The sequence below is a fragment of the Chitinophaga sp. YIM B06452 genome (assembly GCF_039655965.1).
Classification (GTDB): domain Bacteria; phylum Bacteroidota; class Bacteroidia; order Chitinophagales; family Chitinophagaceae; genus Chitinophaga.
Genome location: NZ_JAWLKY010000004.1, coordinates 64,109 through 80,741 on the forward strand (window position 1 = coordinate 64,109; position 16,633 = coordinate 80,741).

General features: G+C 53.5%; 14 protein-coding genes. 4 read left to right on the forward strand and 10 right to left on the reverse strand.

Annotated features, from left to right (window positions below):
- Window positions 1-25: 25 nt before the first annotated feature.
- Complete coding sequence (mtaB, locus tag R3I13_RS20195) at window positions 26-1,303, reverse strand: tRNA (N(6)-L-threonylcarbamoyladenosine(37)-C(2))-methylthiotransferase MtaB (protein ID WP_346319781.1); 1,278 nt, start codon at window positions 1,301-1,303, stop codon at window positions 26-28.
- Window positions 1,304-1,416: 113 nt separating this feature from the next.
- Here mtaB and R3I13_RS20200 point away from each other — a divergent pair, with 113 nt between their 5' ends.
- Window positions 1,417-2,181, forward strand: a complete 765-nt coding sequence (locus tag R3I13_RS20200; protein WP_346319782.1) for a lysophospholipid acyltransferase family protein — start codon at window positions 1,417-1,419, stop codon at window positions 2,179-2,181.
- Window positions 2,178-4,625 carry a primosomal protein N' gene (gene priA, locus R3I13_RS20205; RefSeq protein WP_346319783.1) on the forward strand — a complete coding sequence of 816 codons (2,448 nt, stop codon included), beginning with the start codon at window positions 2,178-2,180 and terminating at the stop codon, window positions 4,623-4,625. Before R3I13_RS20200 ends, priA begins: the two co-directional genes overlap by 4 nt.
- A gap of 2 nt (window positions 4,626-4,627) precedes the next feature.
- On the opposite strand, the gene R3I13_RS20210 is transcribed toward priA, so the two are convergent.
- Window positions 4,628-5,266, reverse strand: a complete 639-nt coding sequence (locus tag R3I13_RS20210; RefSeq protein WP_346319784.1) for an NAD(P)H-binding protein — start codon at window positions 5,264-5,266, stop codon at window positions 4,628-4,630.
- Between the two features lie 57 nt (window positions 5,267-5,323).
- Here R3I13_RS20210 and murB point away from each other — a divergent pair, with 57 nt between their 5' ends.
- A complete protein-coding gene (murB, locus tag R3I13_RS20215) occupies window positions 5,324-6,340 on the forward strand; it encodes a UDP-N-acetylmuramate dehydrogenase (protein WP_346319785.1) in 1,017 nt (338 codons plus the stop codon).
- On the opposite strand, the gene R3I13_RS20220 is transcribed toward murB, so the two are convergent.
- The 6 genes from R3I13_RS20220 to nagB form a co-directional block, all read right to left on the reverse strand.
- Complete coding sequence (locus R3I13_RS20220) at window positions 6,333-7,295, reverse strand: YpdA family putative bacillithiol disulfide reductase (protein WP_346319786.1); 963 nt, start codon at window positions 7,293-7,295, stop codon at window positions 6,333-6,335. The genes murB and R3I13_RS20220 overlap by 8 nt on opposite strands.
- Window positions 7,296-7,304: 9 nt before the next feature.
- On the reverse strand, window positions 7,305-7,976 hold the full coding sequence (locus tag R3I13_RS20225) for a gamma-glutamyl-gamma-aminobutyrate hydrolase family protein (RefSeq protein ID WP_346319787.1): 672 nt from the start codon (window positions 7,974-7,976) through the stop codon (window positions 7,305-7,307).
- Between the two features lies 1 nt (window position 7,977).
- Entirely contained in the window at window positions 7,978-8,685 is a 708-nt protein-coding gene (locus R3I13_RS20230; protein ID WP_346319788.1) for a phytanoyl-CoA dioxygenase family protein, read from the reverse strand.
- A 1-nt stretch (window position 8,686) separates the two neighbouring features.
- Complete coding sequence (locus tag R3I13_RS20235) at window positions 8,687-9,169, reverse strand: GNAT family N-acetyltransferase (RefSeq protein ID WP_346319789.1); 483 nt, start codon at window positions 9,167-9,169, stop codon at window positions 8,687-8,689.
- Window positions 9,170-9,175: 6 nt separating this feature from the next.
- On the reverse strand, window positions 9,176-10,537 hold the full coding sequence (gene rmuC / locus R3I13_RS20240) for a DNA recombination protein RmuC (RefSeq protein ID WP_346319790.1): 1,362 nt from the start codon (window positions 10,535-10,537) through the stop codon (window positions 9,176-9,178).
- A gap of 190 nt (window positions 10,538-10,727) precedes the next feature.
- A complete protein-coding gene (nagB, locus tag R3I13_RS20245) occupies window positions 10,728-12,653 on the reverse strand; it encodes a glucosamine-6-phosphate deaminase (RefSeq protein WP_346319791.1) in 1,926 nt (641 codons plus the stop codon).
- A 209-nt stretch (window positions 12,654-12,862) separates the two neighbouring features.
- Here nagB and R3I13_RS20250 point away from each other — a divergent pair, with 209 nt between their 5' ends.
- Window positions 12,863-13,267, forward strand: coding sequence for a hypothetical protein (locus R3I13_RS20250; protein WP_346319792.1), 405 nt, complete (start codon window positions 12,863-12,865; stop codon window positions 13,265-13,267).
- A 124-nt stretch (window positions 13,268-13,391) separates the two neighbouring features.
- Here the strand turns inward: R3I13_RS20250 and R3I13_RS20255 are convergent, their stop codons facing one another.
- Entirely contained in the window at window positions 13,392-15,701 is a 2,310-nt protein-coding gene (locus R3I13_RS20255; protein ID WP_346319793.1) for a family 20 glycosylhydrolase, read from the reverse strand.
- Window positions 15,702-15,705: 4 nt separating this feature from the next.
- Window positions 15,706-16,623, reverse strand: a complete 918-nt coding sequence (locus tag R3I13_RS20260) for a hypothetical protein (RefSeq protein WP_346319794.1) — start codon at window positions 16,621-16,623, stop codon at window positions 15,706-15,708.
- Window positions 16,624-16,633: the final 10 nt, after the last annotated feature.

Below are 16,633 nucleotides of genomic sequence, written 5' to 3' on the forward strand. Positions count from 1 at the left end.
TTGCCCGTTGCCTCGGAAGTCCCTGCTATCGCAGGTTCCATTCCACAATGCTGTTCCCCCATTCTTCCCGGAAGGGTGTGGTCACTTTGATGTAATTATCGGTATAGCCTTCCATCATCCCGTCCCTGCTGTGCTTCTCGAACAATACTTTCCGCGTTTGCCCCAGATGCTGCTCGGTGAAATATTGCAGCTTTTTATGGCTGAGGTTGCGCAGGGCCTTGTTCCTTTCATGCCTCACCTGGATGGGCACCACCGGCTGGATGCCAAGGGCATGGGTATTGTCCCGCTCCGAATAGGTGAACACGTGCAGGTAGGAAACATCCAGGTCGTGCAGGAAGTCGTACGTTTCCCGGAAATGGGCATCGCTTTCGGCAGGGAAGCCCACGATCACATCCACCCCGATGCTGCAATGCGGCATGAACTGTTTGATCAACCCTACTTTTTCCGCATACAGCTCGCGGCGGTAGCGGCGGCGCATGAGGGCCAGCACTTCGTTGCTGCCGCTCTGGAGCGGGATATGAAAATGCGGCATGAACCTTTTGCTGCCGGCCACGAATTCGATGATCTCGTTGCTGAGCAGGTTGGGCTCTATGCTTGAAATGCGGTACCGTTCAATGCCTTCCACCTCATCCAGCTGTTGGATCAGTTCAAAAAAGGTCTCTTCGCGTTTTTTGCCGCCTTCAAAACCTTTCCCGAAATCACCCAGGTTCACGCCGGTGAGCACGATCTCCTTCACGCCGCCGGCCGCCAGCTCATGGGCGCTGGCCACCACATTGGCCACGCTGTCGCTGCGGGAAATGCCGCGGGCCATGGGAATGGTGCAGAAGGAGCAGTTGTAGTCGCAGCCGTCCTGCACTTTCAGGAAGGTGCGGGTGCGGTCGTTCACGGAATATGAGCTATGGAAAGTATTCACATCTTCGATGTCGCAGGAGCAGATCTTCGCGCTGTCACCCTTGGCCAGCTCGCGGATGTGATCGGCTATATTGAACTTTTCGGCGGCGCCCAGCACGAGGTCTACCCCCGGGATGCCGGCTATTTCCTGCGGTTTCAGCTGGGCATAGCAGCCGGTGATCACCACCAGGCTCCCGGGCGCACGGCGCTGGATGCGGCGCACGAGCTGCCGGCATTCTTTGTCCGCATTATCCGTCACGGAGCAGGTATTGATCACGTACACGTCCGCCGTGTCGTCAAAATCTTTTTTGACGAACCCGTCCTTTTCGAGCATCCTGCTGATGGTGGAGGTCTCGGAAAAGTTCAGCTTGCAGCCGAGTGTATGAAATGCTACTGATTTTGCCGCTGTCATAAGGATGGCAAAGGTACGATATTCACCCGATTTCCGCGGTAGGTATGATATTTGTTTGTTATGTATGTCGGTTTCTTGCAGTCAAGACCATAATTCAGTATCTTGCCGGTTTTATGCGCGTGCTTTCGAAATGTTTCCAGGCTTTGTACAGCCTTTATGCCCTGATCGTGTGGCTGGGTATCATGTTCCTGATACTTCCGCCTATCGTGCTGGTCTCTTTCTTCGGGAAAGTGAAGGGAGGGAATATCGTTTTTTATTTCCTCCGTTTCTGGGCGCATGTCTGGTTTCCCGCAACGGGCATCAGGGTGACCAAAAAATGGCTGACCCCCTACGAAGACAGGCCGCTCATTTACCTCGCCAATCACTCTTCTTACCTGGACGCCGCGCTGGCCGTGAAAGTAATGCCGCTGCCCTTCAGGCCGCTGGGTAAAAGCGAGCTGAGCCGCATCCCGCTGTTCGGGCTTATCTACAGCCGTTCCGTGGTGCCGGTAGACCGTGGTACCGCCAAAGGCCGCGCCCAGAGCATGCGCGACATGCTGTATATGATCCGCCAGGGCGTTTCGCTGCTTATTTTCCCCGAAGGCACCACCAACGAAACAGAACAGCCCCTGCTGCCCTTCCACAGCGGCGCATTCAGGATCGCCATTGAAACACAGACCGATATCAGGCCGGTGATCTACGTGGATAACCGCGCCCGCCTTGCCAAGATAAAATTCATGTCCCTCAACCCGGGCCCCTGCCGCGTGGTATTTCTGCCCGTAGTGCCGGTGAAGGGCCTCACCATGGAAGACGTGCCCCAGCTCAAAAAACAGGTGCGCCACATGATGGAGGAAGAATTAAGAAAATATCATAACTATCCTGCCTTACAGGCAATATGAAGTATGCAGATGTAATATTACCCCTTGCTCTTCCCAGGAATTATACTTACGCCGTACCGCCGGAAATGGAAGCCACTATACAACCGGGCAGCCGTGTGGCCGTACAGCTGGGTAAACAGAAGAAGTATGCGGGCATCGTAAAATCCGTTCACGAACAGGCGCCTTCGGCTTACAAAACCAAGCCCATCATGGACCTGCTGGATAAAGAGCCGGTGGTATACCCCACCCAGCTGGCCTTCTGGGAATGGATCGCGCAGTATTACATGTGCAACGAAGGCGATGTGCTCAATGCCGCCCTTCCCGCTCACCTTAAGCTTTCCAGCGAAACGATCCTGCTGTATAACGACGCCTTCGGCGACGATTTCTCCGTCCTCGACGATCACGAATACCTCATAGCCGAAGCGCTGCTGCTGCGGAAAGAACTGCGCATCGGCGAAGTACAGCTCATCCTGGACCGCTCCGACGTGTACAGCGTGATCAAACAACTGATCGAAAAGAAGGTGTGCCTGGTGTATGAAGAGCTGAAGGAAGTGTATAAAGAGAAAAAAGAGAATTATATCCTGCTGAACCCCGCTTACGAAGGAGACGAAGCCCTGGCCCCGCTGTTTGACGAGCTGGCGCGCGCGCCTAAACAAATGGAGCTGCTGCTGGCTTACCTGCACCTGCTCAAAACGCAGGGACAGGTGCTGCAGGCCGAGCTGCTGAAGAAATCCGGCGCCTCCGCCGCGCAGCTGAAAGGCTTGGTGGACAAGCAGATACTGGTGATCGATAAGCGCGTGGTAGACCGCATTCCCATGGGCAAAGTAGAAAGCAATCTCAATTTCGATCTTAGTCCCGCGCAGGAAAAGGCGTTGCAGGAAGTGAAGGCCAGTATTGCTGCGAAACAGGTGACCCTGCTGCATGGCGTTACTTCCAGCGGTAAAACGCAGATATATGTGAAGCTGATGGAAGAAGCCCTGCAAAGCGGCAAACAGGTGCTGTACCTGCTTCCTGAAATCGCGCTCACCGCGCAGATCATCCGCCGACTGCAAAAACATTTCGGCGGGCAGATCGGCATTTACCATTCGCGTTTCTCTAACAACGAAAGAGTGGAGATATGGAACAAGGTGAAGAACGGCGAGATACGCATCGTGCTGGGTGCGCGCAGCAGCCTGCTACTGCCTTTCCGCGACCTCGGCCTCATTATCCTCGACGAAGAGCACGACGCCTCTTTCAAGCAGCAGGAGCCCGCGCCCCGCTACCATGCCCGCGATGCGGCGATTTATTACGCGAGCCTTTTCGGCGCCAAAGTGCTGATGGGCTCTGCCACGCCCGCGCTGGAAAGTTATTACAACGCCAGGCAGGGCAAATACGGACTGGTAGAGCTGAACGAACGTTTCGGCGGCATCGCCATGCCGGAAATAGAGATCGTTGACCTCAAAAAAGAACTGGCGCTGAAAGAAGTGGTGCACAATTTCACTTCCGTGCTGCGCAGGGAGATACACCGCTCACTGGAAGCGCAAAAGCAGGTGATCCTCTTCCAGAACCGCCGCGGCTATGCGCCTTTCCTGCTCTGCACCACCTGCGGCTGGATACCGAACTGCAAACAATGCGACGTTTCGCTCACCTATCATAAGCACCAGGATAAACTGAGCTGCCACTACTGCGGCACCCGTTATCCTTACATCTACACCTGCGCCGCCTGCGGCAGCCAGACGTTGCTGCCGAAGAATTTCGGCACGGAAAAGATAGAGGAAGACCTCCAGGAAATGTTCCCCGCCGCGCGCATCGCGCGGATGGACATGGACGCGATCCGCAACAAGGACAGCCACAACAAAATGATCCAGCTGCTGGAACAGCGGGAGATAGACATTCTCGTAGGCACGCAGATGGTAGTGAAAGGGCTGGATTTTGAGAACGTGAACCTCGTCGGCATCCTCAGTGCAGACAGCCTGCTGAGCTACCCGGATTTCAGGGTGAACGAGCGGGCGTTCCAGCTGATGGAGCAGGTGAGCGGCCGCTCCGGGCGGAAAGAAGGGCAGGGGAAAGTGGTGATCCAGGCCAGCAATACCCGTCATCCTATCCTGCATTTCGTGACGGAGCACAATTACAAAGCCATGTATGAAAACGAGATTGCGGAGCGTGAGCAGTTTGGCTACCCGCCTTTTTTCAGGCTGGTGAAGGTGACGCTCAAACACAAAAAGCAACAAACGGTAGAGCAGGCCGCGATGATACTGGCCAACTGGCTCAGACCACAGCTGGGTGCGCAGCTGGTAGGCCCCGCGGCGCCGCTGGTGGGGAAAGTGCGCGACTTCTATTTACAGGAAATGCTCATCAAACTGCCGCGCGACTCCAAAAGAATTGCACAGGTGAAAAACCTGATGAAAGAATATTTCTCCCAGCTGCTGATCGAAAAACAGTTCCGCTCAGTGATCATTGTGCCGGATGTGGATTGTGTGCAGTAATATTACAGGTTGAAATAAATGATATGCACCCCTTTTTCTCCCTCTCCTGATTTTCTCAGCATCGTTTCCGCTACAGTAGCGCCTTTCACGGGCCGGTACTTTTTCGCATTACCCTGCAGCACCAGGTTGAATACAGGCATCAGCCAGGCGGCAAGCTGTTCGCCGAAGCGCACTTCCTTCCGCTCGCCCACCAGGAATGAAGGCCGGTAAATGTATAATGAAGGGAAATCCATGGCCGTGAGCGCCGCTTCCACGTTGCCTTTGGTGCGAAGATAAAAATTTCGCGACCCGGCTTTTGCACCGATGGCGGATACGAGATGGTATTGTGAAACGCCGTTTCGGCGGGCAATGCGGCCGCAACGAACAGGAATATCATGATCCACCGCGGTGAAAGCAGCCTGGCTGCCCGCTTTTTTGATGGTGGTGCCGATGCAGCAGAACAGCGCGTCGCCTTTCAACGCCTTTTCCAGCTCCGGGCCCTCTTCCAGGGAAGCGACGGTTTGTTCCAGTTTGGGGTGCTCCAGCGGCAGCGGCCTGCGGGAAATGGTCTTCACGGCATCATAACCGCTGTTCAGCAACAGCTCCACCAGCTGCTGCCCGATCAATCCCGTGGCCCCGATAACAATTGCTGTTCCTGGCATTTTATTGTTAGTTATATTTGTTCCGTTATTAAAGATAGGATATTTGAATACTTGATTATGAAGGTCACCGAAAATGTTTCCCTCCGCCAGTACAACACATTCAACCTGGACGCTACAGCCCGTTATTTCGCCGCATTCCACTCCCGCGAAGCGCTGGAAGCGATACTGGACGACCCGCAGTACAAACATACGCCTAAGCTCATCCTGGGCGGCGGCAGCAACATCCTGCTCACCAAAGACTTTGACGGCCTGGTGCTGAAGAACGAGATCAAAGGCATTCATACCATCAGCGAAGATGACGATCATGTATACGTGAGAGCAGGGGCGGGGGAGAACTGGCACCAGTTCGTGATGCATTGTATTGAGAAGGGATACGCAGGACTGGAGAACCTTTCACTCATTCCCGGCAACGTTGGCGCCAGCCCTATGCAAAACATCGGCGCTTACGGCGTGGAGATCAAAGATACGTTCAACGAGCTGGAAGCGCTGCATCTGCAGGACCGTACGCTCGTTTCGTTCAATAAAGAGGCCTGTGCATTCGGGTACCGCGAGAGCGTGTTCAAGCACCAGTATAAGGACCAGTTCGCGATCCTCCAGGTGATCTACCGGCTGAATAAGAAGCCGGTGTTCAACACCAGCTACGGTGCCATAGAGCAGGAGCTGGAGCGCATGGGCGTGAAGGAGCCTTCCATCCGGTCTATCAGCCGGGCGGTGATCAATATCCGGTCTTCCAAACTTCCCAATCCCGCGGAGATCGGGAATGCGGGCAGTTTTTTCAAGAACCCTGAAGTAACAAAAGAAAAATACGAAGAGCTGAAACTCGCCTTCCCCGAAGTAGTGGCCTATCCTTTACCCGGCGGTCATTACAAGCTGGCGGCAGGCTGGCTGATAGAGCAATGCGGCTGGAAAGGCTACCGCAACGGCGATGCGGGCGTGCATGCGCGGCAGGCCCTGGTGCTGGTGAATTACGGCCATGCAAAAGGGGAAGACATCGTGGAGCTGTCGTGGCAGGTGGTGGAAAGCGTGAAAGAAAAATTCGGCGTAGCGCTGGAGCGCGAAGTGAATATCATTTAACGATGTGGCGGATGATCCTGTCCGCATGTTCCCGCGAATTCTCGATGAACCAGGTATGCGTGTTCATACCGCCGCATACGACGCCTGCCAGGTAAATGCCGGGCAGGTTGGTTTCCATGGTTTCCGGGTCGTAGGAAGGGCTGCGCACCGCATCGTCAGACAAAGTGATGCCCGTTCTTTCCAGGAAACTAAAATCAGGCTGGTAGCCTGTTGCAGCAATCACAAAATCATTGGGGATGGTCACTACGCCCTCCGGCGTGAGGATATCCGCTTCCGTATCGCGGATATTGGTAAGCACGGAATGAAAATACGCTTTGATGCTGCCTTCTTTCACCCTGTTCTCAATATCCGGTTTCACCCAATATTTCACCCGCCTCCCGATCTCGCCTTCACGGATCACCATGGTTACGTCCGCGCCTTTGCGGTAAGTCTCCAAAGCCGCATCCACAGAGGAGTTGTTGGCGCCTACCACGATCACTTTCTGGGTGGCGTAGAAGTGCGGGTCTTTGTAATAATGGGTTACTTTAGGCAGGCTTTCGCCGGGAATATGCAGCAGGTTGGGAATATCATAGAAACCGGTGGCGATGATGATGTTCTTTGCTGTGTAAGTATTCTTATCGGTAACAACCGTATATCCTTCCCCGTTAGATTTTATGCTTTCTGCTTTTTCGAACAGGTGGATTTTTACATGCTTCGAAAGCGCCACCCTGCGGTAATATTCCAGCGCTTCGGGCCGGGTGGGTTTGGCGTTGTTGGAAACGAAGGGGATGCCGCCTATTTCCAGCCTTTCGCTGGTGGAAAAGAAGGTCATGTTGAGAGGGTAATGATAGAGCGAATTCACCAGGCATCCTTTTTCGAGGATGAGATAATCCAGTCCTTCTTTCTGCGCTGCCAGCGCGCATGCCAGCCCTATCGGCCCTCCGCCGATGATGATTAACGGTACCTGCTTTGCCATGGCACTAATTTAAGCGAATTTTTCCAACCGGTCCAGCAGGCGGAACAGCACGGTGCGCGTAGCTTCCGCATAATGAATGCCGTTGCGCAGTTCTTCCGGGCTCTGCACCCAGTCACTTTTCACCAGCTCATGCCCGCAGGCGGCTATCATGCCTTCCAGTGCGGCGGGCGTCATCTCGAAATGGAACTGCAGTCCATATACATGGTCGCCGAGTCGGTAAGCCTGGTTTTTACAGGCAGCAGATTCGGCAAGATGTACAGCGCCTTCCGGCAGATCGAAGGTATCGCCGTGCCAGTGGCATACCACCAGCTCGCCGTCGTTCAATTCTTTATTGAACCGCACCGGGAACCAGCCGATCTCTTTATGTTGATTGGGGTACACCTTCGCGCCCAGCACATCCGCGAGCAATTGTGAGCCAAGGCAAACGCCCAGCACGGGTTTCCCCGCATCAATGCTTTCCCGGATGAACTTTTTCTCATCCTGCAGCCAGGGATAATCGGCTTCGTCGTAAATGCCCATGGGGCCGCCCATCACGATCAGCATGTCAAAATCCTGCTGCTGCGGCAGTGAGCCTTTTTCATACCAGCGTGTAGCCGTTAGGGTATGGGACCGGTCTTTCGCCCAGTCTTCAATCGCAGCAAGCCCTTCGAAGGGCACGTGTTGGAGGTAATGTATGCGCATATCAAATGTTTAACGGTAAGTGTTCTGCCCACTGCAAAGGTTCAGGCAACGGCATGCTGCTGAACTCCAGGTGCAGCACGCGCCGGTTGAGGCCGTTGGTGGTTTTGCCGGAAGCGTGCATGAGCAATGGTTTCATCACCATCACGCCGCCCGCGGGAACGGTACAGGTGTCTTCTTCTTCCAGGTTGATGGTATCCGCACGGTGAACCTGTTTCAGGTGCGAGCCGGGTATCACTTTCAGTGCGCCGTTGTGTTCGTCGGTATTGTCCAGGTGAATGCGGAAGGTGATCATGTTTTCCAGTATCTCTACCGGCGGCTGTACGCCGAATTGCTCCTGTTTCACCGTCCATGGCCCGAAGCCGGGCAACGGATGTTTGCGGTCCACGGAAATGGTGAGGTCCTGGTGCCAGGCCACGAACCAGTTGGATGCGCCAGGCTTATCGAAATAAATGGATTTAACAAGGAAATGGTCCTTTCCGCCCAGCTGGTGCACCCAGGCCAGTAATTCCGGTGTGAGCACGTATGGTTGCAGTGCAGGAAGTTCGGCCATTACACGCCGGATAGCGAACAGGTCCGCCGTTTTGCGGAAAGCCTGGCCTTGCTGGTCGGCAGACTGGATGGTATGAATGATCTGCTGTACGGCGCTCGCGGGAAAAACACCTGGCAGTACCGCATATCCTTTATTGGCAAGCTTTTCAGCTACGTTCATGTCAGAGTGTTAAATGATAGAATTTCCTGTCTACCACCGCCAGGAATTTTTCATTCGGCAGTTCCTCCCTTTGCACTTCCACGAAACCGTTCTTCTCATAAAAACGATGCGCGGTGGTCATCACGTCGGTGGTTCCGAGATAAAGATCTGTAAATCCTTTTTCTTTCGCCCAATCGAGCAATGTGTCCAGCAAACGTTTGGCGATGCGGTGTTCGCGGCCGCGGTAGTCTTTGTCGACGAACATTTTTTTCAACCCGCCGATGTTGTTGCCGGTGTCGAGCAGGGCAATGGTGCCGACTACTTTATCGCCGTCGAGGGCGGTCCAGAAGTTGCCCCTGCCGTCCTGGTACACTTCAGGGATCTTCAGCAGGTCCGGCTGGTGGTCGATGGTGACGGGCAGGCTGAATTCCACCTGCTGAATAGGCAGGATCATGGCGATCACATCGTTGGTGCGCGTTTGGTTAAATGGCTGTATCTCTATCATGGTTTCCTATGCTTTTCCTGGAAGCGCTTGCGGGAAGCGGATTTCCATGTCTGTTTCTATTTCTTTCGGCAGCTGCTTGCCTGTTTTGGCGTCCAGCTCGCGGATGATCTCAAATTTCCCGATAATGGTATCGCCTTTGCGCTTGCCGTCTTTCAGCCGCTCCATGGCATCTTCATACGCATTGCCGGCCTGTTTCAGGTTGTGGCCGATGCGGCCCATTTCTTCAAGGAAAAGAATGAATTTGTCGTACAGCATGCCGCATTGCCGGAAGATCTCTTCCACATTGCGCACCCTGTTCTCATTCTGCCACAGCAGCCGTACGATCTTGAAAGTGGCCACCAGCGTGGAAGGCGTGATCAGTACTACCTTCTTTTTCATGGCGCGGTTGAAGATATCCGGGTTTTCGTTCAGCGCCAGCGTAAGGGCTGATTCGAAGTGCATGAACATGAACACGAAATCAGGTGTGTTCAGCGTGCCGAGGCGCTGGTAGTTGCGGGCAGACAATTCATCGATATGATCAGTGATGTTGCGCACCAACTGCCGGAGATGACCTTTCTTTTCCTCGGGTTCGGTAGCGTTGAAGTAGGCTACATATGCATTAAGCGATACTTTACTGTCGATGATGAGGTGCTTGCCATCAGGCAGGCGCAGGATGAAGTCCGGCCGGCGGTTGCGTTCTTCTTCCTGGTCGCGGTGCACTTCTTCGCTTGTGTAATCGATGTATTTCTGCAGGCCTTCGGCTTCAAGGATAAGTTTGAGCCGGTCTTCGCCCCAGTTGCCCTGCACTTTCACATCCGACTTCAAAGCGCCCGCCAGCCGCTGTGCGTCTTCGCTGAGCTGGAAGTTCAGCTTCTGGAGGGATTCTATTTCTTTTTTGAGGGAAGTGAGGTCTTGTATATCCTCTTTCCGCGTGTCTTCTATGGTTTTGCGGAACTGCCCGATGTCCGTCTTCAAAGGGGAAAGAATGTGCTCCATGGCCGTGCGGTTGGTGTCCGCAAAATCCCTGCTTTTCTGCTGCAGGATGTCGTTGGCGAGGTTCATGAATTCCTGCCGGTTGGATTCGTGTATCTTTTTCAGCTCAGCCCCGATGCCGGAAAGCTGTTCTATTTCTTTCCTGAGCCCTGCCAGCTGGGCGTTCAGCTCAATAACAAGATTTTCTTTTTCCTTCAGCTCCTGCTCCCGCTGGTTGAGGGTGAATAGCATGTTGTCGTACATTTCGCGGGCCACAAAACCTTCGTCCACCTGTTGCCTGCTCAGCCTTTCAGCCAGCTCGTGCCGTGGCGCGAAAAATTTCCGGAGGAAGAGATAGCTGCCCAGGCTGCCTGCCAACAGCCCGATGATCAGTCCGGATAGGAGGGTTACGCTCATAGCTTTCAAAATTAAGCAATTACGCAAAACGGCGCTTCAAAGGCTTTTGCACAGGTGTGCATAACCGCTTAAATAATCTGAAACAGGCAGTTGGGAGAAAGCCGGGGAGAAGAAATATTAAAATAGTATTATGCAAAAAAGCCCGGGCTATAACCCGGGCTTGCTCAAACATATCTCTAAAGTGGACTGATTATCTGAAGTGATAACGCACGAAAGCCTCCATGGCTGCGTATTTCTGGAGGCCAAGACGGTCGTACAGATCTGCAGTGTTGGCATTCCGTTCTTCAGCACGCTGCCAGAACTCGCGCGCGTCGGTACCCTGGAAGGGAACCACGTCTTTCTGGCTCTGGTGGATGAAGATGCCGAGGCGTTTCTGCAGCACCTGGTCGGGGCTCATGGGCACGGCCATTTCAATTTCATGAATGTCCCATTCCTGCCATGCGCCTTTGTAGAGCCATACCCAGCAATCTTTCGCCCAGTCTTCATCTTTCACGATTTCCAGTGCGGCAAAGATCACATCGAGGCATACTTTGTGGGTGCCATGCGGATCTGCGAGGTCGCCTGCACAATAGATCTGCTGGGGCTTCAGCTGGCGCAGCAGGTCTACGGTGAGCTGCACGTCCTCAGGACCCATCGGTTTCTTTTCCACCAGGCCGGTTTCGTAGAAAGGCAGGTTCTGGAAGTGTGCGTTCTCGTCGCCGATGCCTACGTAGCGGCAGGTGGCCTTGGCCTCGCAACGGCGTATCAGGCCTTTGATGGCGCGTATCTCGGCGGTATCTTTCTGGCTTGGTTTTTTGATCTGGATGAATGCTTTTGCATCTTCCAGTATCTGCGAGCTTTTGCTCCTGTCGATGTCGAACATGCCTTCGAAACCCACGGCAAAATCGATAAAGCGCAGCAGGAACTCGTCCGTCACGGCGATGTTGCCGGAGGTCTGGTAAGCTACATGCACATCGTGGCCCTGCTCGTGCAGGCGGATAAAGGTGCCGCCCATGGAGATGATATCGTCATCGGGGTGGGGGGAAAAGATCAGCGCCCTTTTATGTTCAGGTTGTGAACGTTCGGGATGGTTGGGCAGCTGTGTGCCGGGTTTGCCGCCGGGCCAGCCGGTAATGGTATCGCGTATGGCGTTGAACTCGTTGATGTTCAGCTCGTATGCTGAGCCGTATTGCACGATCAGGTCGTTCAAGCCGTTGTTGTTATAATCTTTATCCGTGAGCATCAGGATAGGCTTGTTGAGCTTCAGCGCCAGGTTGGTCACCGCTTTGCGGATCAGCTTGGGCGTCCATTCACAATCTCCCGTGAGCCAGGGTTCTTTATTGCGGGTAAGCTCGGCTGCAGCCTGCTCGTCTATCACGAATTTGCAGTTAGAGTGCTGTTGCAGCAGGGAAGCAGGCACCTGGTCGGTGCTGTGGCCTTCTACTGAACGGCATACGATCTTGGCTTTGTGGGAGCCCCATGCGAGAAGGACCACCTTTTTGGCCTTCATAATGGTGCCGATGCCCATGGTTACCGCGAGGCGGGGCACCTGGCTCATGTTGGAGAACTCGTAGGCGTTGGCCAGGCGGGTGGAATTATCCAGCGTTACCAGGCGGGTGTGGGAGTTCACGTTGGAGCCGGGCTCGTTGAAGCCGATGTGGCCGTTGTTGCCGATGCCGAGGATCTGGATGTCGATACCGCCGGCCTCTTCGATCTTGCGCTCGTAAGCGGCTGCATAGGCTTTGATCTGTTCTTTCGGCACGGTGCCGTCCGGCACGTGGTAATTCCCTTCGGGAATGTCCACATGGTTGAACAGATGTTCCTTCATGAAACGGTTATAGCTTTGCAGCGCATCCGGTTCAATCGGGTAATACTCGTCGAGGTTAAAGGTGACTACGTTCTTAAAACTCAGGCCCTCTTCTTTATGAAGACGCACCAGTTCTGCATAAAGGTATTTGGGAGTGGAGCCGGTTGCGAGGCCGAGTACGGCTGGTTCTTTGGCAGCCTGTTTTTCGCGGATCAGAGTAGCAATTTCCTGCGCCACGGCTTTGGAACCGTCTTTGGCGGTAGGATGGATGTCCACGGAAATCTGTTCGAAACTGTCTATCAGTTCAATTTCCTGGTGATTGATGGTCATTGTTCTAGTTTTTTAAATGCGATTTTAAAAACGAGCCCGAAAATTAAATAAAATACAGCGATTGTTGGGAAAAATTTACGATTAACAATTTAAAAGGCCTTCCCGTACTAATATGCTATTAAAATTTAATAATTTGGGCCATTCCCCGGCAAATCCAAATACCTGTGGTAACCGTATTTATTATGCACCTGTTACGCAAAACCATCCTGATGAAAAAACTGATTATGGCCTTTTCGGCTGCCAGCCTGCTGCTGGCAACGGATATGAAGGCCGCACCAACCCACGGTCAACCCCAGGACCGCAGCCAGGAGCTGGATTGGGCAAAAGCCAGGAACGGCGTTTGGCTTGCGCTGGTAAACGATAAGCTGAACTGGTTCAAGCTGGACAAAAACGCCCGCCTCTGGGTGAGCAATGATGGAAAGGAATGGGCGGAAGTGAGCGACGGTATGTGGCCGGATAAGGAAGGCCGGCAGCTGAAGATAGGAGAGGGCAAGCTGTGGTGGACCAGCGATGCGGGGAAAAACTTCTCCGAAGTGCCCGAATGGAAATGGAAAGGCCCCAAAGGTGAATGGTATAAGTTCGACGCAAAGTGGACGCTTTGGGTCGCCAAATAAATAAGAATCACGAATAGCACACAATTATTTAAAAGGCACCGGTGTGTTCGCACACCGGTTTTCTGCATAAAAAAAAACCGTCCCGGCTAAGCCCGGACGGATTTTTTATTGAGTAGTGAAGGGATTATTGAACAATGATCTCGTCCACGAACAACCAGGCCGGGTTGCCCGCGCCCGGCGCCCCTTCGGGTATCTTACCCTCAGCCTGGGCCACCACTTTTACATACCGGGCCTTCACGGTTTCCTTCAGCCGCTCCCGCACCCTGATGATGCCCCTGCCGTCTATCTCTTTCTGCTGGCCTGCTTCGGTAAAGTGTTTGCCGTCTTTCGAAACATAGAAGGTAACCTGTTTGGGCGGATAGATCCACTGGTCCTTATTGCCAAGGGTATTCAACCCGAGTACGCTGATCTCCGTGGAATCGCCCAGGTCTATTACTGCTTCCATCGTACCGCCGCTGTAGCCGGTCCATTGGTTGTCGTTGAATTCTTTTACGCCTTCAATGCCGTTTACCAAAACAAACGGACTGCCGGGATTGTAGTTCTGGTGCGGCGGTTTGGCGAGCGTAACGGTTTTGCCTACCGCTTTATGCAGCACAAATGCCTGTTGGAATTCGTTGCCATACAGGCGGTCGCCCTGGAACACGGCCGCTCTTACCACGCCGGTCTTTGTAACGGGAACGGGGCTGGTATAGGCCGTAGACTGCGCTGTGGGCGCGGTGCTGTCTGTGGTGTAGGTGATCTTTCCGCCATCCAGCTTGCTGTCCAGCTTTACCTGCACGCCGCCTTTGCTGTCGCTTTCAACAACGCCGCGTACTTCAAATACATGCTTGGCGTAGTTCACGCCTTTCTTTTCGAGACGGGGAAGGTCTGTTTTCAGCCTCTCCAGGAAATCGTCATAGTTCTTTTTTTCTTTCGGCGTCCAGAGCACTTCTGCCAGCGCGATGGCGCGGGGGTATACCATGTATTCCACATGCTCTGCGTTCTTCATGTACTCCGTCCACACGTTGCCCTGCGCGCCTTTGATGTAGCGGGCCTCCTCAGCCGTCAATCCTTCCGGGACAGGTTCGTAAGCGTACACTTTGCTCACGGGCGTAAACCCGCCGATGGCAACAGGTTCATTTTTGCCCTGGCTTTGGTAGTGATCAAGGTATACGTAGCCGCCGGGCGTCATGATCACGTCGTGATGCTGTTTGGCAGCTGCGATACCGCCTTCGGTGCCGCGCCAGCTCATCACGGTGGCGTTGGGGGCAAGCCCGCCTTCCAGTATCTCGTCCCAGCCGATGATCTGGCGGCCTTTGCCGTTGAGGTACTTTTCGATGCGCTGGATGAACCAGCTTTGCAGCGCATGCTCATCTTTCAGTCCTTCGGCTTTCATGCGGGCCTGGCATTTGGGACATTTCTCCCAGCGCACTTTCGGGCTTTCGTCGCCGCCGATGTGAATGTATTTGCCGGGGAACAGGATCATTACTTCATCCAGCACATCCTGCAGGAAAGTGAACACGGAATCATTACCCGCGCAATACACATCGTCGTACACGCCCCATTTCGTACCCACTTCATAAGGCCCGCCGGTGCAGCCCAGGTGCGGGTATGCGGCGAGCGCGGCAAGCGAGTGGCCGGGCAATTCTATTTCCGGAATCACGGTTACGTGGCGGGTTTTTGCATAAGCCACTACATCCTTGATCTGCTCCTGCGTATAAAAACCGCCATAAGGTTTACCGTCAAATTTCTGATCGTCGTAATGCCCTTCCATGGTCTCTTTCCTTCGGGAGGCCACTTCCTGCAGGCGGGGATATTTTTTGATCTCGATGCGCCAGCCCTGGTCTTCGGTGAGGTGCCAGTGGAAAGTGTTCATTTTATGCATCGCCATGAGGTCGATGTATTTTTTGATGAAGTCTACCGGGAAAAAGTGCCGCCCTACATCGAGGTGCAGGCCGCGGTAGGAAAACCGCGGCTGGTCGGATATGTCCACACCCGCGATCCAGTAGCTGGAAGCCTGCTGCACGGGCAGCAGTTGGATGAGGGTTTGCATGCCGTAGAATGTGCCGGCCGCATCGTCGCCCAGGATGGTCACCTGGTCTTTGCCTACTTTAAGGCGGTATGTTTCGGGCAATCCTTTTTCGGCGGCGGGCATGCTGGCAAATACGATCATGTTGTGCGCAGCGCTGTCCTGCACTTTCAGGGTAAAGCCGCTGATGCTTTTGAAATAGTCGTTGAAGAGTGCGGCCACCTGTTTGTCTGCCTCAGAAGCAGCCACCAGTACGGTTTGTTTGTCAAGCAAAAAAGAATCGGCCGTTTCCGAGAGGCGTGCGGGCAGGGGGATGATACTCACCTTCGCCTTGGGCGCCGTGGAAGCGGAACCGCCGTCTGAGCAGGCGGCAAAGCCAAGTATGGCGCATCCGGCCGCGAAATTGAACAGTCTTTTTATGGTCATGTTTCTATTTTTTCTGTTTACCTGCTTCCAGCGCTGCTATCTTTTGTTTCAGCAGTTCGTTCTCCTGCTTCAGCCCGATCATGTAAAGCGTTAATTCTTCTATCTTCTGCATTTGTATCTTTTGCATTTCCCCGATATCGAGGCCGTTCTTTTCTATTTCCTGTGCAGGCGGAACGTTTGGTAAATGATGGTTCAATTTAATAAAAGTATTTACTTCCTCTAAAGAAGGCAGGCTGAATTCGCGGTTGAAGACGTAGTCAGGCCAGCCGGTTTGTGTTACTTTCACTTTTTTGGCGGTGATTTCGCCGTTGACAGCCAGGAGTGACTGAGGCGTTTCGGTGCCGATGCCGACATACCCGTTTCCGGCAATATGCATGCGCACTGAAGGTTCCCCACCGGTATTGGTGCTTGCGCTGGTCATGAGCTGTAGGTAAGTGTCCCATGAATTGCCGCGATATGCCCTTACATAGGCTTTCCCAGCGGAAACAAACTCAAATGAAAGATCTCGTTTGCTGTTCGGTCCCACTGGACTATTCGGTCCACGTAGTACTATCTTGGAATACGAGTCATTGGCATTATGACCAAATATGGCATTCGGTACAATAATGGCGTTCCTGATGTTCAGTAGGCCGGAATTATCCAGCGACATGATTTGATCGGTATCTACACTGTAATCGATCGCTGTATTATCGCCAGCCAGCCACCTGAACCTAAAGCCGTTCGGTTTAGGGCCATATATTCCGTAATTCAGCGAGCCATTGGATTGCTCGATGAATCCGGACCTGAAATTACCGCTCCACATACCTGTAGTCAATGTGTTGGTATACGTATTCGGAAAATTGATGGTACTGTATGTACCAGTTTGCGCAAACAATGCAATACTTACAACGGATTGTAAAACAAGGAGGATGATCTTTTTCATAGATAATAGT